General features: G+C 60.0%; 26 protein-coding genes. 19 read left to right on the top strand and 7 right to left on the bottom strand.

Features of this window, described 5'->3' with window-relative positions:
* Positions 1-6: 6 nt before the first annotated feature.
* Genes GbCGDNIH8_RS11110 through dnaQ form a run of 3 tightly spaced genes read left to right on the top strand, consistent with a single transcriptional unit; the run spans position 7 to position 2,215 of the window.
* Entirely contained in the window at positions 7-861 is an 855-nt protein-coding gene (locus tag GbCGDNIH8_RS11110; protein ID WP_072573234.1) for a shikimate dehydrogenase, read from the top strand.
* Between the two features lie 40 nt (positions 862-901).
* Complete coding sequence (gene coaE, locus GbCGDNIH8_RS11105) at positions 902-1,525, top strand: dephospho-CoA kinase (protein ID WP_367593386.1); 624 nt, start codon at positions 902-904, stop codon at positions 1,523-1,525.
* A gap of 12 nt (positions 1,526-1,537) precedes the next feature.
* Positions 1,538-2,215, top strand: a complete 678-nt coding sequence (dnaQ, locus tag GbCGDNIH8_RS11100; RefSeq protein ID WP_072573233.1) for a DNA polymerase III subunit epsilon — start codon at positions 1,538-1,540, stop codon at positions 2,213-2,215.
* An 11-nt stretch (positions 2,216-2,226) separates the two neighbouring features.
* Here dnaQ and rpe read toward each other — a convergent pair whose 3' ends face one another.
* The 3 genes from rpe to GbCGDNIH8_RS11085 form a co-directional block, all read right to left on the bottom strand.
* Positions 2,227-2,901 (bottom strand): ribulose-phosphate 3-epimerase, encoded by a 675-nt coding sequence (gene rpe / locus GbCGDNIH8_RS11095; protein WP_072573833.1) that lies wholly within the window; start codon positions 2,899-2,901, stop codon positions 2,227-2,229.
* A 38-nt stretch (positions 2,902-2,939) separates the two neighbouring features.
* On the bottom strand, positions 2,940-3,848 hold the full coding sequence (locus GbCGDNIH8_RS11090) for an AAA family ATPase (RefSeq protein WP_253736031.1): 909 nt from the start codon (positions 3,846-3,848) through the stop codon (positions 2,940-2,942).
* A 93-nt stretch (positions 3,849-3,941) separates the two neighbouring features.
* Positions 3,942-4,817: a phosphoribulokinase gene (locus GbCGDNIH8_RS11085; RefSeq protein ID WP_072573831.1), complete on the bottom strand. Its 876-nt coding sequence runs from the start codon at positions 4,815-4,817 to the stop codon at positions 3,942-3,944.
* Positions 4,818-5,126: 309 nt separating this feature from the next.
* Here GbCGDNIH8_RS11085 and GbCGDNIH8_RS12990 point away from each other — a divergent pair, with 309 nt between their 5' ends.
* Positions 5,127-5,408, top strand: coding sequence for a hypothetical protein (locus GbCGDNIH8_RS12990; RefSeq protein ID WP_157692638.1), 282 nt, complete (start codon positions 5,127-5,129; stop codon positions 5,406-5,408).
* Between the two features lie 28 nt (positions 5,409-5,436).
* Here GbCGDNIH8_RS12990 and GbCGDNIH8_RS11080 read toward each other — a convergent pair whose 3' ends face one another.
* Positions 5,437-6,681, bottom strand: coding sequence for a UbiH/UbiF/VisC/COQ6 family ubiquinone biosynthesis hydroxylase (locus GbCGDNIH8_RS11080; protein WP_253805629.1), 1,245 nt, complete (start codon positions 6,679-6,681; stop codon positions 5,437-5,439).
* Between the two features lie 285 nt (positions 6,682-6,966).
* Here GbCGDNIH8_RS11080 and GbCGDNIH8_RS11075 point away from each other — a divergent pair, with 285 nt between their 5' ends.
* The 7 genes from GbCGDNIH8_RS11075 (at position 6,967) to GbCGDNIH8_RS11045 (ending at position 14,076) form a co-directional block, all read left to right on the top strand.
* Complete coding sequence (locus tag GbCGDNIH8_RS11075) at positions 6,967-7,305, top strand: P-II family nitrogen regulator (protein WP_025287441.1); 339 nt, start codon at positions 6,967-6,969, stop codon at positions 7,303-7,305.
* Positions 7,306-7,488: 183 nt separating this feature from the next.
* On the top strand, positions 7,489-8,811 hold the full coding sequence (locus GbCGDNIH8_RS11070; protein ID WP_095206456.1) for an ammonium transporter: 1,323 nt from the start codon (positions 7,489-7,491) through the stop codon (positions 8,809-8,811).
* A gap of 124 nt (positions 8,812-8,935) precedes the next feature.
* Positions 8,936-9,418, top strand: coding sequence for a MarR family winged helix-turn-helix transcriptional regulator (locus GbCGDNIH8_RS11065; RefSeq protein ID WP_072573230.1), 483 nt, complete (start codon positions 8,936-8,938; stop codon positions 9,416-9,418).
* A gap of 6 nt (positions 9,419-9,424) precedes the next feature.
* The gene (locus GbCGDNIH8_RS11060) at positions 9,425-11,449 is read left to right on the top strand and encodes an FUSC family protein (protein ID WP_072573229.1); all 2,025 of its coding nucleotides are present in this window, start codon (positions 9,425-9,427) and stop codon (positions 11,447-11,449) included.
* On the top strand, positions 11,446-11,640 hold the full coding sequence (locus GbCGDNIH8_RS11055; protein WP_072573228.1) for a DUF1656 domain-containing protein: 195 nt from the start codon (positions 11,446-11,448) through the stop codon (positions 11,638-11,640). The genes GbCGDNIH8_RS11060 and GbCGDNIH8_RS11055 overlap by 4 nt, the downstream gene beginning before the upstream one ends.
* A gap of 16 nt (positions 11,641-11,656) precedes the next feature.
* A complete protein-coding gene (locus GbCGDNIH8_RS11050) occupies positions 11,657-12,577 on the top strand; it encodes an efflux RND transporter periplasmic adaptor subunit (RefSeq protein ID WP_072573227.1) in 921 nt (306 codons plus the stop codon).
* Entirely contained in the window at positions 12,574-14,076 is a 1,503-nt protein-coding gene (locus tag GbCGDNIH8_RS11045; RefSeq protein ID WP_072573226.1) for an efflux transporter outer membrane subunit, read from the top strand. Before GbCGDNIH8_RS11050 ends, GbCGDNIH8_RS11045 begins: the two co-directional genes overlap by 4 nt.
* 33 nt (positions 14,077-14,109) lie before the next feature.
* On the opposite strand, the gene GbCGDNIH8_RS11040 is transcribed toward GbCGDNIH8_RS11045, so the two are convergent.
* The gene (locus GbCGDNIH8_RS11040; protein WP_072573830.1) at positions 14,110-15,207 is read right to left on the bottom strand and encodes an alkene reductase; all 1,098 of its coding nucleotides are present in this window, start codon (positions 15,205-15,207) and stop codon (positions 14,110-14,112) included.
* 270 nt (positions 15,208-15,477) lie between these two features.
* On the opposite strand from GbCGDNIH8_RS11040, the gene GbCGDNIH8_RS11035 reads away from it, so the two are divergent.
* The 5 genes from GbCGDNIH8_RS11035 (at position 15,478) to modC (ending at position 22,256) form a co-directional block, all read left to right on the top strand.
* Positions 15,478-18,138, top strand: a complete 2,661-nt coding sequence (locus GbCGDNIH8_RS11035) for a DNA translocase FtsK (protein ID WP_072573829.1) — start codon at positions 15,478-15,480, stop codon at positions 18,136-18,138.
* Complete coding sequence (locus GbCGDNIH8_RS11030) at positions 18,131-19,570, top strand: MFS transporter (RefSeq protein ID WP_072573225.1); 1,440 nt, start codon at positions 18,131-18,133, stop codon at positions 19,568-19,570. The genes GbCGDNIH8_RS11035 and GbCGDNIH8_RS11030 overlap by 8 nt, the downstream gene beginning before the upstream one ends.
* A gap of 116 nt (positions 19,571-19,686) precedes the next feature.
* The gene (modA, locus tag GbCGDNIH8_RS11025; protein ID WP_072573828.1) at positions 19,687-20,436 is read left to right on the top strand and encodes a molybdate ABC transporter substrate-binding protein; all 750 of its coding nucleotides are present in this window, start codon (positions 19,687-19,689) and stop codon (positions 20,434-20,436) included.
* 33 nt (positions 20,437-20,469) lie between these two features.
* On the top strand, positions 20,470-21,171 hold the full coding sequence (modB, locus tag GbCGDNIH8_RS11020; protein WP_072573224.1) for a molybdate ABC transporter permease subunit: 702 nt from the start codon (positions 20,470-20,472) through the stop codon (positions 21,169-21,171).
* On the top strand, positions 21,171-22,256 hold the full coding sequence (gene modC / locus GbCGDNIH8_RS11015; RefSeq protein ID WP_072573223.1) for a molybdenum ABC transporter ATP-binding protein: 1,086 nt from the start codon (positions 21,171-21,173) through the stop codon (positions 22,254-22,256). The genes modB and modC overlap by 1 nt, the downstream gene beginning before the upstream one ends.
* A gap of 76 nt (positions 22,257-22,332) precedes the next feature.
* Here modC and GbCGDNIH8_RS11010 read toward each other — a convergent pair whose 3' ends face one another.
* Entirely contained in the window at positions 22,333-22,506 is a 174-nt protein-coding gene (locus GbCGDNIH8_RS11010) for a DUF1328 domain-containing protein (RefSeq protein WP_025287430.1), read from the bottom strand.
* Positions 22,507-22,661: 155 nt separating this feature from the next.
* On the opposite strand from GbCGDNIH8_RS11010, the gene GbCGDNIH8_RS11005 reads away from it, so the two are divergent.
* On the top strand, positions 22,662-23,171 hold the full coding sequence (locus tag GbCGDNIH8_RS11005; protein ID WP_157692637.1) for a hypothetical protein: 510 nt from the start codon (positions 22,662-22,664) through the stop codon (positions 23,169-23,171).
* 226 nt (positions 23,172-23,397) lie between these two features.
* Positions 23,398-25,215, top strand: coding sequence for a translational GTPase TypA (gene typA, locus GbCGDNIH8_RS10995; RefSeq protein WP_072573220.1), 1,818 nt, complete (start codon positions 23,398-23,400; stop codon positions 25,213-25,215).
* Here typA and GbCGDNIH8_RS12985 read toward each other — a convergent pair whose 3' ends face one another.
* On the bottom strand, positions 25,216-25,365 hold the full coding sequence (locus GbCGDNIH8_RS12985) for a hypothetical protein (RefSeq protein ID WP_157692636.1): 150 nt from the start codon (positions 25,363-25,365) through the stop codon (positions 25,216-25,218).
* 163 nt (positions 25,366-25,528) lie between these two features.
* On the opposite strand from GbCGDNIH8_RS12985, the gene GbCGDNIH8_RS10990 reads away from it, so the two are divergent.
* A complete protein-coding gene (locus GbCGDNIH8_RS10990) occupies positions 25,529-25,777 on the top strand; it encodes a hypothetical protein (protein WP_072573827.1) in 249 nt (82 codons plus the stop codon).
* The last annotated feature ends 72 nt before the right edge of the window (positions 25,778-25,849 follow it).

The raw sequence follows: 25,849 nt of genomic DNA, 5'->3' as shown, positions 1-25,849 counted from the left end.
GACAGAATGACATCCTCGATCGTTTCTGCCTCTCCCTGCTTTGGCCTGAGCGGATCAGCCCGTCTGGCCGGTGTGATCGGCTGGCCGGTCCGGCACAGCCGGTCTCCGAAACTTCATGGGCACTGGCTGGCGCGCTATCGCATTGACGGAGCCTATGTACCGCTGGCCGTGGCGCCGGAGCGGTTTGAAACCGCGGTGCGGGGGCTGGTCGCCTGTGGTTTTCGTGGGGCCAATGTCACTATTCCTCACAAGCAGGCGGCGCTTGCCCTGTGTGATGAGGTAGAGGATCAGGCGCGCCTGGCTGGTGCGGTCAATACGCTGGTGTTCGAAAATGACCGTATTATCGGCAGCAATACGGACGGGTACGGGTTTGTCGCCAATCTGTTTGATCACGGTATCGATCCCGCAGCCGGGCCTGCCCTGCTGTTCGGTGCCGGGGGGGCGGCACGTGGCATTGCTGCGGCTCTGAGTGCATTGGTGCCGGTGGCACTCTGTGCTCGCCGTGATGAGGCGGCCGCAGAACTGGCGGCGTTGCTGCCCAATACGTCTGCCGTGCCGTGGTCCCGGCGGCAGGATGTGCTGAAGGAATATACGCTGGTGGTGAATACCACCGCGGCGGGTATGGATGGGCATCCGGCGCTGGAGATCGATCTGTCACGCGCACCGGACGGGCTGGCCGTGGCGGACATCGTTTATACGCCGCTGGAAACGCCCTTGCTGCATGCGGCCCGTTTGCGTGGATTGCCTGTCGCTGAGGGGCTGGGCATGCTGCTGCATCAGGCGAGGCCGGGTTTCCGGTCCTGGTTCGGCGTGGAACCGGAGGTCGATGATGCGCTCCGCACGGCGGTACTGGCCGGCTAGGCTGGTGAGGAGCCCGTTGGCATGCCAATGGACATGCCCAATGGAAATGAGGGTGATCGGACTGACGGGCGGCATGGGGGCCGGGAAATCGACCGTTGCCCATATGATGCGCCGTATGGGAATGCCGGTTTTCGATGCCGATGCCGCCGTGCATCGGCTTCAGGCACCGGGAGGGGCCGCCCTGCCAGCGATTGCCGCCCGGTTTCCTCAGGCAGTGCGGCAGGATAGCGCCACCGGTCATGCGCGGTTGGTGCTGGACCGGCCCGCCTTGCGGCGGATCGTTTCGGCATCTCCGGATGCGCTTTCAGTATTGGAAGCGATCATGCATCCGCTGCTGAGGAAACAGGCGCAGCGTTTTCTGCATCAGGCTCGGCGGCGGCAGAAACGGGCAGTGGTGCTGGATGTGCCCCTGCTGTTCGAGGCCGGATGGGATCGGCTATGTGATGCGGTGATCGTGGTCACAGCGCCGCCCCCTGTGCAGATTGCCCGTATCCGGGCGCGGCGTGCCATGAGTGCGGAGGAGGTACGCGCCTTGCTGCGGCGTCAGATGCCGGATCAGGAGCGTCGCCGCCGCGCCGATCACATCATCCGCACCGGGCTGAACCGCCATGAAACCCGCCGCCAATTGTTGTCTGTCCTGAGAAAGATGAAAGCCCATGATTGAAGGAAACAGGACATGAGCCGGTCCGTTCTGTTCGATACGGAGACAACCGGCTTCGACCCCCTCACCGGGGATCGCATCCTGGAAATCGCCGCGCTGGAACTGTTCAATGATCTGCCGACCGGTAACACCTTTCATACCTTGATTGATCCGTGCCGTGACGTGCCGGAGGAAGCGACGCGGGTGCATGGCTTTACGGCCGAGATGCTGCGGGGAAAGCCTCTGTTCGCTGATATCGTGGAGGATCTGCTGGCTTTTTTCGGCCATGATCCGTTGATTGCGCATAATGCGCCGTTCGACTTCAACTTTCTGAACGCCGAATTTGCGCGGCTGGGGAAGCCGAAGCTCGATCCTGCCCGGATGATCGATACGCTGGTCATGGCAAAAGCCCGTTTTCCGGGCATGCCGAACAGTCTGGATGCGCTCTGCCGCCGCTTCAGCATCGACCTGTCCCAGCGCACCACCCATAACGCGCTGCTCGACTGCAAGCTACTGGCGGAGGTCTATATAGAGCTGACCGGAGGCCGTCAGCGCGGGCTGGGGCTGACGGAGGCCGAGCGTGCGGCAGCCGTTGCGGAGTATGAGCATTCCGCCAGTCGTGTGCCGCGTCCGATTATACCGGATGAGGCAACGCTGGCGGCCCATGAAGCCTTTATCGACCGGCTGAAAGACCCGGTCTGGCGGATGGAGTAACGCTGCGTGGATCAGCCGCGTGCGTTGGCCCGTAAGGCGGTGATGGCGCTGGCATAAGCGTCGCGGTTGCCCTTGAACACCGCCGATCCGGCGACAAAAGTGTCGGCCCCGGCCTCCACACAGGCGCGGATCGTATCGGGGGTGATGCCGCCATCAACCTCCAGCCGGATCGGGCGGTGGCCGATCATGGCGCGGACGCGGCGGATTTTCTCGACCATGGCCGGGATGAAGCTCTGTCCCCCGAAGCCAGGTTCGACTGTCATCACCAGAATCAGGTCCAACCGGTCCAGCACGTATTCAATGGCGCTTTCCGGTGTGCCGGGGCAGATCGCAACCCCGGCCTGCTTGCCGAGCTGGCGGATATGCGCCAGCGAACGATCCACATGCGGACCGGCTTCGGCATGGATGGTGATAATGTCGGAGCCTGCCTTGGCAAACGCCTCCAGATACGGATCGGCGGGGGCGATCATCAGATGTGTATCCAGCACGCGATCAGTCAGTGGCCGCAATGCCTGGACCACCGCGGGGCCGATCGTGATGTTCGGTACAAAATGCCCGTCCATCACATCCACATGAATCCAGTCAGCACCTGCATCGATGACATCGCTCACCTCCGCCCCAAGCCGGGCGAAATCGGCGGACAGGATCGAGGGGGCGATGATGATCTCGGAAGAAGTGGTCGTCATGGTCATGGGTCCGGCGGCTGGAAGGAAGGGAAGCGTTCTCAGGCCCGGTTATCAGAACCGGAGAGGGAGGAAGGCGCGGGATGGGCAAACAGCCGTTCCCCCAGCACGTCCGGGGCTTCAAGGGTCTGAAGCTGGGCGGGAGTAACCTGCCCGCCAATGGCAACCAGACGGTTGGCCTGCCGCAGACGGGCGATATCCAGCGCGTTACGGATGGTGCGGCCGTTGCCGAAGAACGGTTCTGTGCGTCGTTGAGCGATGAAGCGGATCATGGCCTCCCGTCCGCTGTCGCTGAAACGGTAATTCTGGCGCATCAGCATTGCTTCGGCGATGTCCAGTAATTCTTCCTCATCGTAATCGGGGAATTCGATATGATGGGCGATACGGCTGCGGATGCCCGCCATGCTGGAATACAGAAGCTGCATTTCTCTGGTGTATCCGGTCAGGATGAACACCACCTCGGCTTCCGGGCGCTCCATCACCTGTAACAGGATTTCCAGCGCTTCCTGGCCGAAACCGTTATCACCCCGCAACAGGAAATGCGCCTGATCGATCAGCAGCACGCCGCCGGCTGCGCGGGTGATGGCATCCTTGGTTCTCTGGGCGGTCTGGCCGATCGTGTCTGACAGCAGATCATCCGGCGTCACACTGACCAGGCGATCGCGGCTGGTGAAACCCAGACGATACAGCACCCCCGCCATTCGGGCGGCGACAGTGGTCTTGCCGGTGCCGGGATTGCCGGTGAACGCCATGTTCAGGCTCGGCGCTTCGCTCATCAGCCCATGACGGCGACGGACATTATCGACCAGCAGCAGGGCGCAGATTTCCCGCAGGCGACTTTTCACTGGTGCCAGGCCGATCATTTCCTGATCGAGTGCTTCCAGCACCTCCCGCACACCGGCGTTTTCCAGTTCCTTTTGCAGATCGATGATCGGCTCGATTTCAGACACGGATGAAATAGCGGTTGCTCCAGCTTTGAAACAGGCAACTCTTTTCAACAGCTTTGCGGCACCGAGTGCAATCCCCTGTGGTAGGGATCGGTCTTATCGCGCCTGCCGACCCCGATCCACCAGTTGCAGGATGATCGGTGTCAGAATCAATTGCATCGCCAGTTCCAGCTTGGCGCCGGGTATGGTGATGGAATTGGCCCGCGACATGGAACTGCCCGCGATCATCGATAATAAATAGGGAAAGTCGATTCCGCGCGGATCGCGGAACCGGATGACCACGATGGATTCATCGGCGCTTGGAATGGCGCGGGCGATGAACGGGTTGGAGGTATCAACTGTTGGTACGCGCTGAAAGTTGATGTCCGTATGCGTGAATTGCGGGCAGATATAATGCACGTAATCCGGCATGCGTCGCAGGATTGTCTCCATGACCTGTTCGGTGGAGTATTTCCGGGCCGAGCGGTCGCGGTGAATTTTCTGGATCCATTCCAGATTGATGACCGGCACCACACCGATCTTGAGGTCGGCGGGGGCAGCTGTATTGACGCCATCCGACACCAGCGCGCCATGCAGCCCTTCATAGAACAGCAGATCGGTGTCTTCCGGCAGTGGCTCCCATTCCGTAAATGTGCCGGGGGGCTGGCCGAACTGGGCGGCCTCATCGAAATCATGGATATAGTGCCGGGTTTGCCCGGTACCGGTCGTCCCATATTGGTGAAACAGGTTTTCAAGCTGTTTCAGCAGGTTTGCTTCCGGGCCGAAATGACTGAAATGCGGGTTGCCCTGACGCATGGCGCGGTCTGCCTGCCGCTTCATTTCGTCCCGGTCATAACGGTGGAACGCATCCCCTTCGACATAGGCAGCGTGAATGCCTTCCCGACGGAAAATATGGTCGAAAATATTGCGCACGGAGGTCGTGCCAGCGCCGGAGGAGCCGGTGACGGAAATGATGGGATGACGTTCAGACATATGCGATGGCAGACATGGATAACGGGTTTTAAACCTCTCCTGACAGGGACAGTCTCGGTCGCCGGAACCTTCCTGTAAATGTTGCTTCATCACAAGCTGTTGAAAAAACATGGCCTGTGGTCTTTTTCGGTCCAGAACGGCGCAGAAGTGGCTTCCCTATAAGAGGTATTTATTTCCTGTTATGGTACCATAAAGAAATTTTTGGAAAGATTTTATAGGGAAGGATGAAAAAATCTCTTCCCAAATGCAACGCAACCGCAAATAATTCGTTCTGTCTCCAATGCAGAAGACGGGAAGGGAGGATAAGCGATGACGACTTTGCCCTCTGGTCGCCCGGGCCGTTCAAGGCACGTGACTGACCGTTCGGCCGAGCGTGCCCGTGCTGCCTCTGCCGTTCCTGCCCCCACTACCAGTTCCGAGGCTTTGTCCCCCCGTGTCTGTGGGGAGGCGGCAATGAGTGGTGGTCGCTCCTGGTTCACTGTTCAGGGACCACGCAGCCAGCTGCGCACACGGATGGAGCAGCGGATCGAGGAACTGGAACGCTGCGTCGCGGAACTGCGGCAGGAGCTGGAGGCGCTGCGTTCCTCCTGAAAGGCTTGCCGGCTGCCTGTCGGGACCTTTATCCCATCGCCTGCCGCATGAAAAACTGCTTCAGCGGGCGCAGGCGGTGTACCGCTGCAATCCCGAGATCGCGTGCCAGCCGGACTGGACGTCGATCAGTGCTGAATAAGCGGTCCAGCGCGTCGGTTGCCAGCAGCATGGCAAGATTGGCGGGGCGACGTGCCGCCTGATAGGCGGTGAGCAGGAGCGTATTCCCCAAATCCTGCCCGGTTTGATGTGCCTCGATCAGCATATCGGCCAGTGTCATCGCATCCCGAAAGCCGAGATTCAGGCCCTGCCCGGCAATAGGATGAATACCGTGAGCGGCGTCGCCCACCAGCAGCAGGCGCGTATCATAGTAACGATGTGCATGCAGAGCACTGAGTGGATAGCTCCAGCGGCGGCCCAGCAGTCTGATGGTGCCCAGATGGTTGCCCAGCCGACGCTGTAATTCCCTCGTGTAACGCTCGTCATCCAGTACAGCGAGACGCTGTGCAACGGCCCCCCGTTCGGTCCAGACGATGGCCGAAATATGGGGGGTGTCAGCCAGGCCGCTCATCGGTAGCTGGGCGAAGGGGCCGCCGGGCAGAAAATGCTCCAGAGCAATGTTGTTGTGCGGATGCTCGTGTGCCACGGCGCAGACCATGCCGATCTGGTCATATCCCAGCTTCGTGACCCGGATACCGGCTTGCTGTCGCAGCGGGCTTTGCCGCCCTTCCGCGGCGATGACCAGCGCACAGCGAAGCTGCACGGGCGTTTGGCCTTGTGGGGTGATATGGATGCTCACACCTTCTTCCGTGCGCTGTATGTCATATTCGGCAGGGGCAAACAGATGGATCGACGGGTCATCATGCAGCCGCTGGTTCAGCGCGCGGCGCAGGGCGCGGGCTTCCACCATCCAGCCGAAGGCCTGATCGCTGGTGCTGTCCTGTCCTGTTTCCGCATGGTCGAAATGCAGATGCAGCGGTGAGGCCGGGCGTCCAACCTTGCCATCCGATACACGTATGCCGTGAATGGGGCAGGGTACATCCGGCAGAAGATCCCAGAGTCCTGCCTCAGCCAGAAAATTCCTGACCCCGGCAGCAATCGCATAGGCTCGGCCATCAAAGGCCGGATGCTCCATGGGCGGCAAGGACGCTTTGTCAATGATCGCAACACGCAGGCCGGCAGCCGCCAGCCGACAGGCGAGAGTCCCACCCACCGGACCAGCCCCTACGATGCAGAGATCGGCTTCCAGCAGGGTGTCTTCAGAAGAAGGCGGCATGTCAGGCAGGGCGTGGACCATCAGATATATCGTTTCCCGTTCAAACCGGATCGTTCGTAAAACGAGCGATCAGGGTCTTGAATTGCGTACAAAATGGGCAGCCTGTTGCAGTTCTCTGATCATTATAGGCTCATCCGTCGATAAATGCAGGGATGCAACGTCCCGGCACGGTTTTTGATTATACAGATTTCGCATGCAGTGCGTTGTACATCACGGGGCCTGCCCGTGTAGGACACGCCCCGCAAATCGCAGTGGCGTATTCGCCAAGGGAAGGAGAGCACCGGGATGAAGCTGATTGTGGCTGTTATCAAGCCCTTCAAGCTCGACGATGTGCGGGAAGCACTGACGCCGCTTGGCGTGCAGGGGCTGACCGTGACGGAGGTCAAAGGATTTGGCCGTCAGAAAGGCCAGACTGAAATCTATCGTGGGGCGGAATATCACGTAAGTTTTCTGCCGAAGGTAAAGATTGAGGTTGCTGTTCCTGCCAGCCTTGCCGAACAGGTGGTCGAAGCCATCATGAAAGCGGCGAATACCGGCAAGATCGGTGACGGCAAGATCTTTGTGCTCGATATCGAACGCGCAGTTCGCATCCGCACCGGAGAACTGGATGCGGACGCGCTGTAAAGCCGTTTCGCGACATCATTGAAGACCCAGAGCAGTCAAAAAAGCGCCACAAGGCGGGGATGCAAAGAATGCTGGCCCACGCATGCGCGGCGTATGTGTTTCATTGGGGGACACCAAAGAATGAAAGCTGATCTTCCTTGCCCGGAAAACTGCCGGGCACAGGCGCGGTTACCAGGCCGCAGGATGGGGAGCCGCAAGCTGGGGCTGGGTGCCGCCGCTGCGGCACTGCCACTTTTCGCGGCTATGCCCGCCTGGGCTGATACGCCGAAGATCGACAGCGGTGATACCGCGTGGATGCTGATCAGCAGTGTGATCGTGCTGATGATGACCGTTCCGGGTCTTGGCCTGTTCTATGCCGGCATGGTGCGCAAGAAGAACATTCTGGCGACGATGATGCAGGCCTTTTCCGCGGCCGCCGTGCTGTCCATTGTGTGGATGGTGGCTGGCTACAGCATCGCTTTCGGTACGGGCAATGCCTATGTCGGTGACATGTCCCGCTTCCTGCTGAACGGCATTGCCGACCATATCGTCAAGGGCAGTGATGCGCCTATGGCAGGCATGACGATCCCGGAATCTCTTTTTATGTTCTTCCAGATGACCTTCGCGATCATCACGCCAGCGCTGATCGCCGGTGCGTTTGCGGATCGTATGAAGTTCAGTGCCTATCTGGTGTTCATCGTCCTGTGGTCGCTGATCGTCTACAGCCCTGTTGCACACTGGGTCTGGGCGTCGAATGGCTGGCTGGCCGGCATGGGGGCGGCTGACTTCGCCGGCGGGACGGTCGTGCATATCAATGCCGGTGTGGCCGGTCTGGTCTGTGCGCTCGTGCTTGGCAAGCGCTATGGCTATGGCCGTGATGATATGTCACCGCACGATCTCTCCTACGCTCTGATCGGTGCCTCCCTGCTGTGGGTGGGCTGGTTCGGCTTCAATGCCGGTTCTGCCGGCAGCGCAGGTGGTCGTGCTGCGATGGCGGCTGTTGCTACCCAGTTGGGTGCCGCCGGTGCGGCGATTGGCTGGATCGTGGTGGAATGGATTGTCCGTGGCAAACCGACCGTGCTGGGCGCGCTTTCCGGTGCTGTGGCCGGTCTGGTCGCCATCACCCCGGCCGCTGGCTTCGTGCTGCCTGGCCCGGCTGTGCTGATCGGCCTGATCGCTGGTGCCATCTGCTTCTGGGGCGCTACCAGCCTGAAGCACATGCTCGGCTATGATGACAGCCTTGATGCCTGGGGTGTCCATGGTATCGGTGGCATTACCGGCGCCCTGCTGACCGGTATTTTCGCCTACGGCCCGCTTTCGGCGACGGATGCGTCTCCCACCGGTGTGGTCGGCGGCATTCCGCAGCTGATCATTCAGGCCAAGGCTGTTGGTATCACTCTGGTCTGGAGTGGCGTGATGACCTTCATCCTGCTCAAGATCATTGATGTCGTCATCGGCCTGCGTGTAACGCAGGAAGAGGAAGTCGAAGGTCTCGACGTTACGCTCCATGGCGAACGTCTGGGCTGATTGCTTTAAGCCTCGTTCTTCATATCAACTTTCAGGGGGAAGCTTCGGCTTCCCCTTTTTTTTGTATGGGCAGCTAGGTATAATATTCATAGCCTTCTAAAAAATAGTATTCTAATGAATTGTTATGGACAGTCCCCCCGGAGAATTCTGCCGCCTGATGCATCGCGTCACGACTGCGTGGCGGCGTGAGATCACGCGGAATGTGAGCCATTTCGGACTGACCGAAGCAACCTGGCGCCCGCTTTTTTATCTGGGCCGGGCTGGCGGGGATGGGGTGCGGCAGGTGGAACTGGCGCGCATGCTGGATATAGAAAGCCCTTCTCTGGTGCGTTTGCTTGATCTGCTGGAAGGGCAATCCCTGATCGAGCGTTATGAAGATCCGGCAGATCGCCGTTCCAAACTGCTGCGCATGACGACGGAGGGAAAGCGCGTCCTCGATCAGGTTCTGACAATCTGTCGCAGGACTGACCAGGCTCTGATGGCGCTGATAGAGCCAAAGCAATTGACTGTTTGCATCAAGACCCTTTCTGATCTGGAACAAGTTTTGACAGAGGATCGGATAGGGGATGTGGCGGGTGCCTTGTCGCAGATGAAAGAAGGCTGCTGACAGGGCATGGCGGTGGTATCACATACAGTCGTCGGCCAGGATGCGTCGGATACGGGTGCCTGGTTGCCCGGCTTTCTAAGATCATCGGCCTTTTTTTATGCGTTGAGGTTGGCCCTAAGTGGGTCGCTTGCCCTGTATGCCGCTTATTTTCTGCAATTTGACAATCCTTCGTCAGCCCTTGTTACCACGATTATTGTCGCAAGCCCGATGCGGGGTGCGATTCTGTCCAAAAGCCTGTGGCGTTTTCTGGGGACGATTTTGGGTTGCGTGGCCAGTATTATGGCTGTCGCGCTGTTTGTACAGTCACCGCTGCTGTATCTGTCTGCTTTTGCCGTCTGGACAGGATGTTGCAGCTATATCTCCAACCTTTTGCGCTATTTTCGTGCTTATAGTGCGGCGCTGGCAGGGTATACCATTGCATTGATAGGCTTCGGCGACGTGCTGGCCCACCCGGATACGATTTTCAGTGTCGCACTGGACCGGCTGTCCGTGGTGTCGCTGGGGATTTTATGCAGCGCATTGGTGACGATGCTGCTTCAGCCGGCTACTTCTGAGAACAGGCTTCAGGCAGATGCCATGCAGTCCCTGCGGGATCTGCTGGGATTGCTGGCGATAGTCAGGGATGGGGCCTCTGAAGAAAAGATTCTTGACACGCGCCGTCACCTGCTGTTCCGCATTGCCTCCTACGATCAGGCGGTGGAGTTCGGCGCGGCGGAGAGCAGTGAGGTCGCCCGTCGCGCCAATGCGTTCCGGCAGCTATTTGGTCTCATGACATCCGTGACGGTAAGCTGCATGCGGATCGGAGAGAGATTGCAGGCACTGTCGGATGACCCGCAGACCGCACAGGCTGCAGCCTGTTTACGCCGCATGTTGTCCGGTCTGATTCAGCACATGCCAGATAATGCTCAGGAGTTGCGACGCCTGGTTGCCGCATCCTCCAACATGCGTGTGGAACTGGGGCAATTTGCCGATCATACGGATTGTCTGAAATCGCTTGGGCTGGTCAATCTTCTTGATGACACTGCACGGCAGTTGCGGATGATTGCACGGCTTGCTGATCCACGGGTGCAGAAAATTCGACGTGTCAGGCTACCGTTATGGCGCGATCATGCGACTGCTTTGCGCAGTGGATTGCGTGCATTTCTGGCTGCTGAATTGCTGGGATTGTTCTGGATTTATACGGAATGGCCCGGCGGGGGCAGCGCAATTGTGATGACCGCGATTATCGTTGCTCTGGCAGCAACGGCCGATAATCCATCCGGAATGATGAAAGCATTCCTGCAAGGAACATTGATCGCCAGTGTCCTGTCTTTCGTGCTGGTATATGGCATTCTGGTGCGTATGGACGGATTTCCGCTGCTGCTGATGGCCTATATGCCTGTCGTGATGTTATGCGGCTATATGCAGGCAAGCGGGCGACATGCGGCGCTCGCTGTGTCGGTCATGCTGTTCTATGCCGTGCTGAGTCCGATCGCCAATCCCATTCACTATAATCTGACTGGATTTCTGAATTCGGTTTTCAGCAGTATGATTGGTGCTCTGGCGGCCAATATAGCCTTTATGATTCTGGTGCCTCCCAGTTTCGATATGTCCATTCGGTTGGCGACCCTGTCCCTATGGAGAGGAGTATCGGATGCTGCCCGTAAAAAAGTGCCTGCCTCCCACCTGACCTGGGAATATCCGCAATATCAGAAACTGATGCGTATTTCCGCCCGCTTGCCTCCCGCAGGGCCGGAGCGGCGGCGGATAGGCCGGGGATCAGCCGCACTGGTGCTGACAGGGCGGGAGATATTCAAGATCAGGCATGCTATCGAGCATGGCATTATTCCGGTTTCCGCCCGTCCTGCCGTGCAAAGGCTGCTGTCCGTCCTGCGCCGTCAGCCGCAATGTGCTGCCGACTTTGCTGACCATGCATGCAGGGAGGTGACGGCAGTCGGGGGGCATGATCCGCATTTGCTCCGGACTGCGGCATCGCTGGCCGAGCTTCATATGCTTCTGCTGGAAGGAAGCAGGCAGGTTCCGCAGTCATGATACATGAAGTCAATATTTGGGGTGTTCTGGTGGCCCCCATCACTGTGTACGGCGTGATGGCACTGGTGCTGTTTGCGTTTCTGCGCACTTTCTGGCGACTGACCGGGCTGTTGCAATTCATCTGGCACCCGCCGCTGTTTGAGCTGGCGGTTTATGTGTCGATCCTGTCCCTGCTTGTTCTCTACGCATAGGGTTGAAGTCCTGATCATGCGATTTCTGAAATATGTTGTTCGCGTCATGATCACGCTGACAGCGGTTGCTGTGGCAATATGGCTGGGTGCCATGCTGTGGCGTGTCTACATGCTGGCACCCTGGACGCGTGACGGGCGTGTCCGCGCTTATGTCGTTTCCATAGGCCCGGAGGTGCCTGGATATGTGACCAGGGTTGCCGTCAGGGACAATCAGTTTGTGCATAAGGGGGAGGTGCTGTTCGAACTCGATCCGATCCGCTTTCGTCTGGCCATTGCGCAGGCTCAGGCTGCGCTGGACAGTGCCCAGGCACGGTACCGGAACCATCAGGCCGATGTGAAGAGGCGGCAGGGTTTGACGGGGATTGTCTCCCCTGAAGAACAGGAACAGTTCCGTACTACGGCTACCGTATCAGCAGCAGAGGTAGAAAAAGCGAAAGCCGATCTGGATGTTGCCAAGCTGAATCTGGAGCGGTCTGTCCTGTATGCCCCGGTCAATGGCTATGTGACGAATCTTCAACTCCGGGTTGGAGATTATGCAACGGCTGGCCATCCTTTGCTCGCAATGATCGATGCGGACAGCTTTTATATTTATGGCTATTTCGAAGAAACGAAACTGCATCATATCAAGCCCGGTGATCCTGCGCGCATCAAGCTGATGGGGTATGCGGAACTTCTGTCCGGCCATGTCGACAGTATCGGTCGCGGGGTCAACGACAAGAATCAGGCATTGGATAATCTCGGTCTGCCGGATGTGGACCCCGTGTTCACCTGGGTCCGTCTGGCGCAGCGTATTCCGGTCAGGGTTCATATCGATAAGGTTCCGAAATCGATTACGCTGGCAGCCGGCATGACCTGCTCTGTGGCGCTCGGCAATGAAGCCGATCAGGACCAGACCGCTGCCGGACGTGCCGTTCAGTGGCTGGAAGATCATCTGTGAGTCGTTTTATCCTTCCCCTGGGCCTCGCGGTATTTTTCTCGGCTTGCACAGTCGGTCCCGATTTCAGGAAACCAAAAACTGATATCCCGCCTGACTGGACGGAGAAGCATGAGCACGCGACATCGCGGGATCGCATCAACCTGGCAGAATGGTGGCGCTCATTTGATGATCCGGTACTGGATCGGCTGGTTGATGATGCTATTGCTAATAATCACAGTCTGGCCATTGCCCAGCAACGCATCATCATGGCCCGTGCGGAGCGGGAAAATGCGGTGGCCGGCTGGTATCCCCAGATCAATCTGAGTGGTACCAAGCAAAGCCGTGGATATTCAGGCACGATGCAATGGCCGGGGCTGCCGCAGATTGCTTACCGTTACTGGGATACGACTTTTGATTCCAGTTGGGAGCTGGATATTTTCGGAGGCACCAGACGAATGGTGGAGGCTGCCAAGGCCAGTGCCGATGCGCTGGTGGAGGGCAGACGCGCCATATTGGTCAGCCTGATTTCCGAGCTGGCGAGCCAGTATGCAGTGTTGCGGGCCAGTCAGCTCCGGCTGGAGATCGTACGGAAAAACGAAGCCACCGCACAGCATATTGTTGATCTGGTCTCGAAAGAGGTCGGTCAGGGAATACGCTCGACCCTCGATCTGTCACAGGCCAGGGCGGAGCTGGAGACGATCAAGGCAACCGAGCCACCTTTGCATGCGATGATTGCCATGGCTGCGCATGCGATCGGTGTGCTGATTGGCAAGCCGCCCGGCGGCGCGCTGGAGGCGGAGTTACTGCAACCGACCCCTGTTCTGCCGGTGCCGCCCGCCCTGCCGGTTCTGCTGCCCGCGCAGGTGATCGCTGATCGCCCTGATCTCAGGCGGGTGGAGCGGGAGTATGCAATGGCTCTTGCCCAGGTCGGTGTTGCAAAGGCCCAGCTTTATCCGCGTTTCACGATCCCGATTGAGGTGCAGCCGATGAGCTCGACACTGCACCGGCTGTTCAGCGCGGCGAGCATGACCTGGATGATGGGGGTCGGCATTGCACAACCTCTGTTTGACGGGGGCCGTCGTCATGCCCGCCTGACGGCAGCCCAGGCCGAAGCGGAAGCGGCGCGGATCACGTATGAACAATCAGTGCTGATCGCGTTGCGTGAGGTTGAGGATGCGCTGGTCAATTTCTCCACAGCGCAGGAGCGGGATAAAAATCTGCTGGAGGCGCAGGCACAGAGCCAGAAGGCACTTGTTCAGTCCCGCACTCTCTATGAACATGGACTGACCGGTTATATGAGGGTGCTGGATGCGCAGCGTTCTGCACTGGCTGCAGAAGATGCTGTTGCCATCAGCAAACTCGACCGCATCCGCAATACGATCCAGCTTTACAAGGCGCTGGGTGGTGGATGGCAGAATGTGACTTTCAACGATCCGAAGGTTGAAACCGGGCTGCTCCAGAGAACCGGATTGCCGTTGGGAATGGGCAATCCGGTCAAGGAAGAAAAAGCCCCGAACTAAGACGTCAAAAGGGGGGAGGAGGAGACTCCTCCGTCAGTTTCCAGTACCGGTCAGGGTCGGGAAATCCGTGTATCCTTCTGCGCCGCCACCGTAGAAAACGTCCTGAGATGCTGTGGCGAGCGGTGTATTGCGATGGAGCCGCTCCACCAGATCAGGATTGGCGATAAAGGGCCGCCCGAATGCCACCATGTCGGCATGCCCGGATGCAATCACATCCAGCGCCAGATCGCGATCATAACTGTTATTGGCGATGTAGGCGCCACCGAAGGCACGATGCAGGGCCTGATAATCGAAAGCATCCTTGGCGTTGGTCTCACGCGTATTGCCTTCGATGCAGTGCAGATAGGCCAGGCCCAGCGTGCCGAGCCGCTCTGCCAGAAATCCGTATGTTTCTGCCGGAGTACTGTCGAGCGGGGTATCACCCGCGGAATGTGTCATGGGAGACAGACGGATGCCGACGCGGTCTGCGCCCCATATTTCGGCAACAGCCTGTGTGACCTCGAAAGACAGGCGGGTTCTGTTTTCGATTGAGCCACCATAGGCGTCGTCGCGATGATTGGTGCTGTCACGGATGAATTGTTCCAGCAGATAGCAATTGGCGGAATGCACTTCCACGCCATCAAAGCCTGCATCTTTGGCCAGACGTGCGGCATGACGATAATCGTCGATGATGCCGGGGATTTCATCGATATGGAGCGCACGGGGCATGGAGGGCCGGGCCGGGCCTGATTCGGTGAACGTCGTCTGCCCCGCCTGAATGGCGGAGGGTGCGACAGGGGGCTGTCCGTTTTCCTGCAGGCTGGTGTGAGAAATGCGCCCGACATGCCATAGCTGTATGACGATGCGTCCCCCTGCTTCATGCACGGCATCAACAATCGGACGCCAGGCGGCGACATGAGCATCGGTATATATGCCGGGGGTGAAGGCATAGCCGCGTCCCTGCCGCGAAATATTGGTGGCTTCGCTGATGATCAAGCCGGCAGAGGCGCGTTGGCGATAGTAAGCAATTGCCAGCGGTGTATGCACCCCGTCCATGCCTGCACGGGCGCGTGTCAGGGGAGCCATGGCAACACGGTTTGCAACCGGTATGGCGCCAATCCGACCAGCAGAGAAAAGGGTAGTGGACGACATGGATAAAAATCCTTCCGGATCGTGGGATAAAAATGCCCGTGCTGCTGACGGGGCAATGATATTGGTAGTGGGGATGCTGTCTGCCGGTCGCAACCCTGCCAAAGTCCAGCGTGAACATTCCTGATGATGGACCGGTTCGATACCATGTGCGAACCGGCTGTTTTCCTTGTCACACATCTCATCACGGTACGGATAGATGCGGTATCAGCCCTTTGCTGATCAGGGACTTGTCGGGTAAGATTAAAACATTTGCTGAACAGTGGAGACCAGATGGCCGTCGTGACCTCGCCACGTCAGAGGCAGGCAAAACGTTTCCTGTCCCCCGCCCTGAAAGCGCTTGCTCACCGCCGTATGGCGGAGATGGGCGGATTATTGCTGGGCTTCGTTGCGCTGGCGCTGCTGATTGCGCTGGCAACCTATAACCCGCACGATCCCTCCTTCGACACTGCGACAGGGCAGGAGCCAACCAATCTGGCAGGCCGTGCCGGGGCCATGCTGGCCGATGTGTTGTTGCAGGGGTTTGGTGTGGCGGCGATCCTGCCAGTGCTGGCGATGCTGATCTGGGCATGGCGGATTGCGTCCCATCGCGGACTGGGCAGTGTGATCTTGCGGTTCGGCAGTCTGATTGCTGCCATGCCGGTTGTGTCTGCCGTGGTGGCGGCCGTGGGACAACTGGTTCCTGCCTTGCATCGGAACTGGCCAAGTTCCGCTGGCCTGGGCGGATTGAGCGGCGATCTGCTGGCCGGTACTTCGCTCCGGGCCGGGCATGCAGTGCTGGGGCCGCTGGGGGATGGATTGATCTGGGTGGCAGGGCTTGGCCTGGCCATCCTGCTGGTCTTTCTGGCGTTTGGCCTTTCTGCGGGGGAATGGCGGGCGGCAGGGCGTGGAGCGGCGTCCCTGTCATCGGTTTATGGTGACCATATCGGTCCGGCCATGTCTCGCTCACGCAGCCTGTTCGGTTGGGGTGGCGGTCTGCTGGGGCGGCTGAAACAGCGTGCGGTCCGGCTGGTGGATGATGAGGACGATGCGGAGGGGCATCTCCGCTATGATATGACGGTGATGGAACAGGGTGTGCGGGAGGAAACCCGTTCCTCCCGCACCGTCCGTGCCCGCCAGAAGGCGCAGGAACGCACGCCATCCGGGAGTGGGCCCGCCAGGGGTGGGGCCGCCGGGGGGAAGCCTGCCGATGACGCCCTGCGGGATGATGAGGACGACCTCTATTTCTCCGACGAGGACTTTGACGAGCGGCAGAGGCAGGCAGCGTTGCCTCCCGAACCGGTCGGGGTGCCTGCACCGCCGCGGATCAGGCCGGATCCGCGCATCATGGCGGCTCCGCCTGTGCGGGCATCATCCCTGTCAGCGCAGAGTGCTGCACCGTCCGGTCGTTCGGGGCGGCATGTTGTGGAGGAAGAGCCAGGCTGGCAGTTGCCGCCGCTCGACCTGCTGACGCAGCCTCCCCCCCGTGGCGGTCATCGCCCGAGTGACGAGATGTTGCAGGAAAATGCCCGGTTGCTGGAAACGGTGCTGGGCGAATACGGGGTGCAGGGGGCGATCCGCGATATCCGCCCCGGCCCGGTGGTGACGCTGTATGAGCTGGAACCGGCCCCCGGCATCCGCAGCGCCCGTGTGATCGGCCTGGCGGAGGATGTCGCCCGCAGCCTGTCGGTGCTGGCGGTGCGTATCGCCACGGTACCGGGACGAAACGTCATCGGTATCGAGGTGCCGAACGATAAACGGGAGACGGTGTATCTTGCCGAATTGCTCGGCGCGGATGAGGCGATGCGTCATCCGGGCCGTCTGGCACTGGCGCTCGGCAAGGATATTGGCGGTGCGCCGGTTGTGGCCGACCTGGCCCGCATGCCGCATCTGCTGATTGCCGGCACGACTGGGTCCGGCAAGTCGGTCGGGGTCAATGCGATGATCCTGTCGCTGCTGTATCGCCTGTCGCCCGATCAGTGCCGTCTGATCCTGATCGATCCGAAAATGCTGGAACTGTCGGTCTATGATGGCATCCCGCATCTGATGTCCCCGGTGGTGACCGAACCGGCCAAGGCGGTGACGGCGCTGAAATGGGTCGTGCGGGAAATGGAGCGCCGCTATCGCTCGATGAGCCAGCTCAGCGTGCGTAACGTCACTGGCTATAACGAGCGTGTGGCTGAAGCCAGAGCGCGGGGGGAGGTCGTGACCCGTCGGGTGCAGACCGGCTTCGACCCCGAAACAGGCCGCCCGACTTTCGAGGAGCAGCAGCTGGCGCTGGAGCCGCTGCCTTTCATCGTCGTGGTGATCGATGAAATGGCCGATCTGATGATGGTCGCAGGCAAGGAGATCGAGGCCGCAGTACAGCGTCTGGCGCAGATGGCCCGCGCCGCCGGTATTCATGTCATCATGGCGACGCAGCGCCCGTCCGTGGATGTTATCACGGGCACCATCAAGGCCAATTTCCCGACGCGTATTTCCTTCCAGGTGATCAGCAAGTTCGACAGCCGCACGATTCTGGGCGAGCAGGGAGCAGAGCAGCTGCTGGGTCAGGGCGACATGCTCTATATGGCTGGTGGCGGACGCATTCTGCGCACGCATGGTCCGTTTGTCTCGGATGGCGAGGTGGAGAAGGTGGTCGACTTTCTCCGTGCGCAGGGCGAGCCTCATTATGTCGAGGAAGTCACCGAGGGCAGCGATGAGGATGGTGGCTCCATGCTTCCCGGCATAGGCGGGGCTGGAGACGGGGAGAAAGGTCTGTTCGATCAGGCCGTTGCGCTGGTGGCACGGGAAGGCAAGGCCAGTACAAGCTTCATCCAGCGCCATCTGTCCATCGGTTATAACCGCGCCGCGAAGCTGATCGAGCAGATGGAGAAAGAAGGCATCGTCGGCCCCGCCAACCATGTCGGCAAACGTGAGGTGCTGGTCCGCCGTACCCCGCGTGAGGATGACTGAAGACAGCGCCCGCAATGGGACAAGCGGCGGGGAGCGTGTGGTCACGACGTCCAGCCGCGTGACGGCAATGATCGTTGCCTGTGCGCTGTTCATGCAGAATCTGGATGGCACCGTGATTGCCACCGCCCTGCCCGCCATGGCGCGGCAATTTGGTGTACCGGTGGTTCATATGAGCATGGCCCTGACGGCCTATCTGTTGAGCCTCGCGGTTTTTATCCCTGCTTCCGGTTGGGTGGCGGATCGGTTCGGGGCACGCAATGTGTTTCGCGCTGCAATCGGAATTTTTACGCTTGGCTCAGTGCTGTGCGGGTATTCCACCACGCTCGGCATGCTGGTCGCTTCCCGTGTCCTGCAGGGGCTGGGGGGTGCGATGATGGTGCCGGTCGGGCGACTGGTGCTGCTGCGTACCGTTCCCAGGCAACAGTTGGTCAATGCCATGGCATGGGTGACAATCCCGGCTTTGGTCGGGCCGGTGGTGGGGCCGCCGCTCGGCGGGCTGATCGTGCAATATGCCTCCTGGCCATGGGTGTTCGATATCAACATTCCGGTTGGCCTGCTCGGTATCGTCATGGTGACGCTGCGTGTGCCGGATGTGCGCGCCCCTGATCCCGGCCCGTTCGATGCCCGCGGCCTGATGCTGTCCGGTGGCGCAGTGGCATTGCTGATGGCGGCCATGGAGACGGTCGGGCGGGGTGTGGTGCCGCCATGGGTCACGGTGTTGCTGGCCATGGCCGGTCTGCTTTGTGCCGTCCTCTATCTCGGCCATGCGCGTGGCAGGGAGAGGCCGGTGTTGGATCCGGGCTTGCTGCGTTTGCCGACATTCCGGGTTTCAGTAATCTCCGGAACCTTATTCAGGATTTCAGCGGGTGCTTTTCCCTTCCTGCTCCCGCTGATGCTTCAGGTGGGTTTCGAGATGACGCCCCTGAAAAGCGGTGCCATTACGCTGGCCAGCGCCGTGGGAGCGCTGGCGATGAAAGCTGTGGCGGCGCGGGTGCTGCGGCAATGGGGTTTCCGCGATACGCTGTTCTGGAACGGGATTGGCTCGGCGGTGCTGGTGGCGTTGGTGGCGGCGTTGCGTCCTTCCTGGCCGCTGGTGTTGGTCTATGGCTTGCTGGTTCCGGCAGGGTTTCTGCGCTCATTGCAATTCACCGCCTATAATGCACTTGCCTATGCCGAGGTCGGGCCGGCCCGGATGAGTGCCGCGACCAGCCTATATTCAACGATCCAGCAGCTTTCCCTGACAATTGGCGTATCAGCAGGGGCGGGAGCACTGGAAATGGCCATGGCCATTCATGACCGTACTCAACCGGGTCTCGCGGATTTTTCGGTCGCTTTTCTGCTGATCGGCGGGATTGCCTTGTTGGCCGCCCCGACAGCTCTGGGTATGGGGCGCACGGCAGGCGCGGAAATGTCGGGGGCTGGAAAGCGTTAAGGCAGGCAGTCTTGTTGGCTGGCAGCAGCAATGACAAGGCGATATATTGACAAGGTCATAACGATGGGAAGCGTATGATGCTCATATCACGCCGTCGCCTGGGTACTGGTCTGCTCATGAGCGCCGCCCTGGGTCCAATGATCCTGAAATCATCGCGGGCGTCGGCAGACAGTGCGACTGTGACGGTTTTTGCGGCGGCAAGCCTGACCGATGTGCTGAAAGAGGCTGATGCGGTTCTCCGAGGGGAGGGAGAAACTGGCCTGACCCTGTCTTTTGCATCCTCCTCCACCCTTGCAAGGCAGATCGAGAAAGGGGCGCCCGCCAATATTTTCATCTCCGCCGATGAGAAATGGATGGATGTGCTGGCGGCTAAAAACCTGCTCGCCCGCAATACGCGGGTTGATCTGCTGGCCAATACGCTGGTGCTGGTGGTCCCGCGTGCGAAAGCGCAGACGGTTGATCTCAGCCGGAAAGAGGCACTGAAGGCTCTGCTGGGGGATGGGCGGCTGGCAGTGGGGGATCCATCCCATGTGCCGGCCGGAATTTATGCCCGTCAGGCTCTGACCAGTCTGGGATTGTGGGATAGTGTGGCGGATCACCTGGCGGTGGCGGCAGATGTGCGGGGTGCGTTGCAACTGGTGGCGCGGGGTGAGGCTGCGGCCGGGATCGTCTATGCCACTGATGTGTCAGCAGCCCAGGGCGTGACGGTTGCGGCGACATTTCCGGCGAAAACCCATGATCCGATCATCTATCCCATGGCTGTTCTGGCCAATGGGAATACATCGGCTGCGCAAGCCGTATGGAACTGGTTGCGCGGAGAGCAGGCGCTTGCGATTTTTGCCCGCTATGGCTTCCGGGGGCTTTGAGACGGGTATCGCTGTTATGCAGATGCGGTCGGCATGATCTGGCCGTTTCCGCTCTCCGGTGATGAATGGGTGGCGCTGCGGCTGACCTTGTCGGTGGCAGCGCGGGCATTGTGCATGGGTCTGCCGGTCGCGCTGCTGCTGGCGACAGTGTTGGCGCGCTGGCGGTTTCCCGGTCGTGCAATGCTGGATCTGCTGGTGCATGTGCCGCTGGTTTTGCCCCCGGTGGTCACAGGCTGGCTGCTGTTGGTGGTATTCGGCGTGCAGGGACCGGTCGGGAGCCTTCTGCATCACTGGTTCGGTATCCGGCTTGCTTTTACCCCGGCGGGCGCCAGTCTGGCCTGCGCGGTCATGACATTGCCTATTCTGATCCGGGCTATCCGTCAGTCGCTGGAAGCAGTTGATCCGGGTCTGGAACAGGCTGCGCGTTCTCTGGGGGCCGGAGCATGGGACCGGTTCGTGACGGTGACCCTGCCGCTGGCAGCCCCCGGTTTATTGAGCGGGGCCATCACCGCCTATGCCGCCTGCCTTGGGGAGTTTGGGGCGGTGATCACCTTTGCGGCGAATATTCCCGGCCAGACCCAGACCTTGCCGCTTGCGATCTACAGCGCCTTGCAGTCGCCGGAGGGGGATGTGACCGCGGCGCGCCTCTCCCTGTTGTCGCTGCTGCTGGCGCTGGGCGGATTGGGGCTGGCGGAATATGTGAACCGCCATATGCGGCGACGGTTGGGAAGCTGATGTCATCGGCCCGGCTGGAAGTCCGGCTGCATCACCAGTTTCCCGGAACAGCAATCGACATCTGCTTTGCAGGCAGTGGATGCACTGTGCTGTTTGGTCCTTCCGGGGCGGGAAAGTCGACCATTGCCATGGCGGTGGCCGGTCTGATGCGGCCTGACCATCTGCATCTGCGGGTCGGTGGCCTTGATCTACATGATTTACCGCCAGAGCGACGCAGGATCGGAGTGGTTTTTCAGGATGCTCGCCTGTTTCCGCACCTTTCGGTGCTGGGCAATCTCGAATACGGCGCACGCCGTGCTCCACCCGGAGATTTCCCCCTGTCGTGGGACGACATCATGACCATGCTCGGTATCGGTGCTCTGCTGAAGCGTCGTCCCGCCACGTTGTCGGGTGGAGAACGTCAGCGTGTGGCGATTGGTCGGGCGTTGTTGTCCCGTCCCCATATGCTGGTGATGGATGAGCCGCTGGCGAGTCTTGATCAGGCGCGCAAGCAGGACATTCTGCCGGTCCTGCGCCGTTTGAAAGCAGCAGGATTGCCGATCCTGTATGTGACGCATGCTCTGCCGGAAATGGCGTATCTGGCGGATCATGTGGTGGTGCTGGAAACGGGCCGCGTGCGGGCGAGCGGATTGCTGGACTCTATTTCATCCGATCCGGCGTTGTCGGGCTGTTTCGGCCATGAGGCCGGTGCGGTTCTGGAAGCAGTGGTATCCGGCCATATGCCCGATCGTGGTTTGACCGTGCTGTCCTGTGCCGGGACGGAGGTGCTGGTGCCGTTACAGGCTCTGCCGCCGGGAACGGGCCTGCGGGTCAGGATACCGGCCGCCGATGTGATTGTTGCAGCAGAGGCACCCGGTCATATCAGCCTGCACAATATTCTGCCCGTTGTGATGACCGACTGGCAGCCTGCCAATCTCCAGGGCAGGACCGGAACGACACAGGAAGCATTGGTGAGGCTGGCTTTGCCAGGGGGCCATCTTCTGGCCCGGGTGACTCGTGATGCGGTTCAGCGGCTTGGTCTTGAACCCGGTCGACATGTGCTGGCCCTGATCAAATCGGTGGCGGTGGATGTCCTGGGCCCCTGATGGAGGCGGCCACGAAAAAAGGCTCCCTGTCGGTTGGGACAGAGAGCCGTTGTTTCGCCTGAGTGTGAAATGACCGCTATAGAATGGCTTTTCCGGCCGCCAATGCCATGACCAGCAGCACCACGAACACAATCAGGAAGATAACGAACAGGATTTTGGCGATTCCGGCGGAGGCCGCCGAGATCCCGGTAAATCCGAACAGGCCCGCAATCAGCGAAACCACAAGGAAAAACAGCGCCAGCTTGAGCATCGTTACCCCCTATTTATAAACCCATACACCATACGAAACGTTCAGAATCCGGACATGGTTGCGCTATAATCGTGTTGGCAAACTGAATACGTCTCTGGATTGTGACCTGGGGCGGCCCGTCAGAGGGGGCCGCAGATTTAATGGGGAACGAGGCCATGCACGAACATAACCATGATCGACTGTCTCATAACCGCTCTGCCGGTGTGGCGGCGCTGGTGGCCGCCATGCTACTGCTGGGATCGGTTCAGTGTGCGCATGCGGATAGCAGCACATCTGATGGTGCCCGTCCGGGGAACGTGATCGGCACCGGCAGTTCACTGCCGCGCTCCGACAAGGCCAGCAATATTGATCCGGCCGATACCCGCTCGACCATTGCTCCCAGCCTGCCGGTGCCGGAGGATGCGAACGGGCCTGTTGCTCTCCTGCGGGTGGCGCTGAAGGCGCTGCAACAGAAGCAGAGCGGATTGGCGCAGGAATCGATGGAGCGTGCCCAGACCCGTTTGCTCGATCGTTCCGTCCTGGCGACTGATACGCATCCGGTCGATCAGTCTCCGGTGATCCAGACGATCAACTCAGCCCTGACAGCACTGGCCCAGAAGGATTTTGCCGGTGCAAGGGTACAGGTTGATGCCGCATTACAGGTGCTTTCCACCCAGCATCCGTGATTGGCGGCAGTGACCTGAATGCGCCGGCGGGATGAAAAAAACGCCGGGAAGGGGAGCTATGCGGCTTTTTGTCTCGCAACGGACGGGACAAGCCTTTATCTGTGCGCCGCAACGCAACAGGTCTGGTGGGCGGCCAGTCTTTTTCTTCTGCTGAAACGCAGAAGGGGATGGCCCTCTGCCTCGCCGCCGCGCGGCTCCCTGGGCTGCGCTCAGCCTCGGATTATGCATGGACATCCGTAATATCGCCATTATCGCGCACGTCGACCATGGCAAGACCACCCTCGTCGATCAGCTGTTGAAGCAGTCCGGCGCCTTCCGTGAGAACCAGCAGGTCGCTGAACGCGCCATGGACAGCAATGACCTGGAGCGGGAGCGGGGGATTACCATCCTCGCCAAATGCACCAGCGTGATGTGGAACGATGTCCGCATCAACATTGTCGACACCCCGGGCCACGCCGATTTCGGCGGTGAGGTCGAGCGTATCCTGAACATGGTGGATGGTGCGCTGGTGCTGGTCGATGCCGCGGAAAGCGTGCTGCCCCAGACCAAATTCGTGGTCGGCAAGGCGCTGGCCCGCGGCCTGCGTCCCATCGTCGTGGTGAACAAGGTCGATCGCGGCGACGCCCGCCCGGATGAAGTGCTGAACGAGGTGTTCGACCTGTTCGCCTCTCTCGACGCGGATGAAAAGCAGCTCGATTTCCCGGTTCTGTATGCGTCGGGCCGTCAGGGCTGGGCTGACGAGTCTCTGGAAGGCGCGCGCGAAAACCTGAATCCGATGTTCGACCTGATCCTGCGTCATGTGGCCGCGCCGCAGCTGGACAAGGAAGCGCCCTTCGCCATGGTCGCGTCAATTCTGGAATACGACAACTTCCTGGGTCGTATCCTGACCGGTCGTGTCGAGCAGGGCCGCGCGAAGCTGAACATGCCGGTCAAGGCGCTCCGTGCTGATGGCTCGGTGGTGGAAACCGGTCGCCTGACGAAGCTGATGAGCTTCCGTGGCCTGGATCGTGTGCCGGTGGACGAAGCCGAGGCAGGCGACATCATCGCCATTGCCGGTCTGTCCGACACGACGGTGCCGGAAACCATCGGTGCGCCGGAACTGGAAGCGCCGCTGGTGGCGATCCCGGTTGATCCGCCGACCCTGGCGATGACCTTCCGCGTCAATGATGGTCCTCTGGCGGGCCGTGAGGGCAAGAAGGTGACCTCCCGCCAGATTCGTGACCGTCTGATGCGCGAGGCTGAAGGCAATATCGCGATTCGCATCTCCGAAAGCGCTGAAAGCGATGCGTTCGAGGTTGCGGGCCGTGGTGAACTTCAGCTCGGCGTGCTGATCGAGACCATGCGTCGCGAAGGCTTTGAACTGGCGATCGGCCGCCCCCGTGTGCTGTTCCGGGAGACCGAGAATGGTCGTGAGGAGCCGATGGAGGAAGTGCTGGTCGATGTGGACGAGCCTTACTCCGGCGTCGTGGTCGAGAAAATGTCCCGCCGCAAGGGCGAACTGCGTGAGATGCGTCCCTCCGGCGGCGGAAAGGTGCGTCTGACCTTCCTGATCCCCAGCCGTGGCCTGATCGGCTATCACGGGGAATTCCTGACCGATACGCGTGGCACCGGGATCATGAACCGGTTGTTCTCCGGCTATGGCCCCTACAAGGGCACGCTGGAAGGGCGCCGCAATGGCTCGCTGATTTCCAATTCCGATGGTGAAGCCGTGCAGTATGCGCTGTTCGCGCTGCAGGATCGTGGCGTGCTGTTCGTCGATCCCGGCGAGAAAGTCTATGTCGGCATGATCATCGGCGAGCATTCCCGTGAGAACGATCTGGATGTGAATCCGATCAAGGAAAAGAAGCTGACCAACATCCGTGCTGCCGGCAAGGACGAGGCCCTGCTGCTGGTTCCGCCGCGCAAGATGAGCCTGGAACAGGCCATCGCCTATATTGAGGATGATGAACTGGTCGAGGTGACGCCGAGTGCTGTGCGTCTGCGCAAGCGCCATCTTGATCCGAATGAGCGCAAAAAAGCCCAGCGCTCGGGTGATGCGGCCTGATCAGGCTGCGCCACCTGTCCAATATGTCATCATTTGGCCAAGAACACCCGCCTTAACCAAGGCGGGTGTTTTGTTATGACAGTAATACAAGAATGTAACAGAAATTTGTTTTTGTGCTGTTTTTGCAGGCGTTTCTAACCATAATTTCATCTTCCTGTTAAGCTTCATCCCATAGTCGGAACAAAGCTTGTGTGCTTAAGCTAGATGCTGTGCGGTGCGGACGGTCAGTCTCGGTGAGGGACGCGTCGGCTTCATATGCTCCCACCGGGTGTACCGCATGTTTCGTTCTTTCCAGTTTTCGATGGAGACAGACATGACCATTCAGCGCCATGCGATCCTGACCGCCACCCTGCTGGCTGGTTTCGCTTTTGCCGCCCCCGCTTTCGCTCAGTCCGCCGAAACCGCTGCTCCGGCTGCGGCGGCTCCTGCTGCTGCTGCTCCGGCCACCACCGAAGCCGCTCCGGCGAAGGCCCACGGCAAGAAGCACCATGCCAAGCACGCTGGTCATCACAGCAAGGCCGCGAAGTCTTCTGACGCCGCTGCTCCGGCTGCCGCGCAGTAATTCGCGCTTCTGCTGACAGGCGACGCCGGGTCCGGTCTTGTACCGGGGCCGGCGTTTTGCTGTACAGCGTTC

This window comes from Granulibacter bethesdensis (assembly GCF_001889545.1).
Taxonomy (GTDB): Bacteria; Pseudomonadota; Alphaproteobacteria; order Acetobacterales; family Acetobacteraceae; genus Granulibacter; species Granulibacter bethesdensis_B.
This window is presented reverse-complemented; position numbering and strand designations above follow the sequence as displayed.

Coding starts and splice junctions, on each gene's coding strand:
- GbCGDNIH8_RS10990 (WP_072573827.1), top strand. CDS start 25,529: ATGACCATTCAGCGCCATGCGATCCTGACCGCCACCCTGCTGGCTGGT.
- GbCGDNIH8_RS12985 (WP_157692636.1), bottom strand. CDS start 25,365: ATGAAATTATGGTTAGAAACGCCTGCAAAAACAGCACAAAAACAAATT.
- rpe (WP_072573833.1), bottom strand. CDS start 2,901: ATGACGACCACTTCTTCCGAGATCATCATCGCCCCCTCGATCCTGTCC.
- coaE (WP_367593386.1), top strand. CDS start 902: ATGGAAATGAGGGTGATCGGACTGACGGGCGGCATGGGGGCCGGGAAA.
- GbCGDNIH8_RS11035 (WP_072573829.1), top strand. CDS start 15,478: ATGGCCGTCGTGACCTCGCCACGTCAGAGGCAGGCAAAACGTTTCCTG.
- GbCGDNIH8_RS11010 (WP_025287430.1), bottom strand. CDS start 22,506: ATGCTCAAGCTGGCGCTGTTTTTCCTTGTGGTTTCGCTGATTGCGGGC.
- GbCGDNIH8_RS11040 (WP_072573830.1), bottom strand. CDS start 15,207: ATGTCGTCCACTACCCTTTTCTCTGCTGGTCGGATTGGCGCCATACCG.
- GbCGDNIH8_RS11050 (WP_072573227.1), top strand. CDS start 11,657: ATGCGATTTCTGAAATATGTTGTTCGCGTCATGATCACGCTGACAGCG.
- GbCGDNIH8_RS11070 (WP_095206456.1), top strand. CDS start 7,489: ATGGGGAGCCGCAAGCTGGGGCTGGGTGCCGCCGCTGCGGCACTGCCA.
- GbCGDNIH8_RS11110 (WP_072573234.1), top strand. CDS start 7: ATGACATCCTCGATCGTTTCTGCCTCTCCCTGCTTTGGCCTGAGCGGA.
- GbCGDNIH8_RS11030 (WP_072573225.1), top strand. CDS start 18,131: ATGACTGAAGACAGCGCCCGCAATGGGACAAGCGGCGGGGAGCGTGTG.
- GbCGDNIH8_RS12990 (WP_157692638.1), top strand. CDS start 5,127: ATGACGACTTTGCCCTCTGGTCGCCCGGGCCGTTCAAGGCACGTGACT.
- GbCGDNIH8_RS11065 (WP_072573230.1), top strand. CDS start 8,936: ATGGACAGTCCCCCCGGAGAATTCTGCCGCCTGATGCATCGCGTCACG.
- GbCGDNIH8_RS11075 (WP_025287441.1), top strand. CDS start 6,967: ATGAAGCTGATTGTGGCTGTTATCAAGCCCTTCAAGCTCGACGATGTG.
- GbCGDNIH8_RS11055 (WP_072573228.1), top strand. CDS start 11,446: ATGATACATGAAGTCAATATTTGGGGTGTTCTGGTGGCCCCCATCACT.
- modC (WP_072573223.1), top strand. CDS start 21,171: ATGTCATCGGCCCGGCTGGAAGTCCGGCTGCATCACCAGTTTCCCGGA.
- GbCGDNIH8_RS11060 (WP_072573229.1), top strand. CDS start 9,425: ATGGCGGTGGTATCACATACAGTCGTCGGCCAGGATGCGTCGGATACG.
- modB (WP_072573224.1), top strand. CDS start 20,470: ATGATCTGGCCGTTTCCGCTCTCCGGTGATGAATGGGTGGCGCTGCGG.
- GbCGDNIH8_RS11005 (WP_157692637.1), top strand. CDS start 22,662: ATGCACGAACATAACCATGATCGACTGTCTCATAACCGCTCTGCCGGT.
- modA (WP_072573828.1), top strand. CDS start 19,687: ATGAGCGCCGCCCTGGGTCCAATGATCCTGAAATCATCGCGGGCGTCG.
- GbCGDNIH8_RS11080 (WP_253805629.1), bottom strand. CDS start 6,681: ATGCCGCCTTCTTCTGAAGACACCCTGCTGGAAGCCGATCTCTGCATC.
- dnaQ (WP_072573233.1), top strand. CDS start 1,538: ATGAGCCGGTCCGTTCTGTTCGATACGGAGACAACCGGCTTCGACCCC.
- GbCGDNIH8_RS11085 (WP_072573831.1), bottom strand. CDS start 4,817: ATGTCTGAACGTCATCCCATCATTTCCGTCACCGGCTCCTCCGGCGCT.
- typA (WP_072573220.1), top strand. CDS start 23,398: ATGGACATCCGTAATATCGCCATTATCGCGCACGTCGACCATGGCAAG.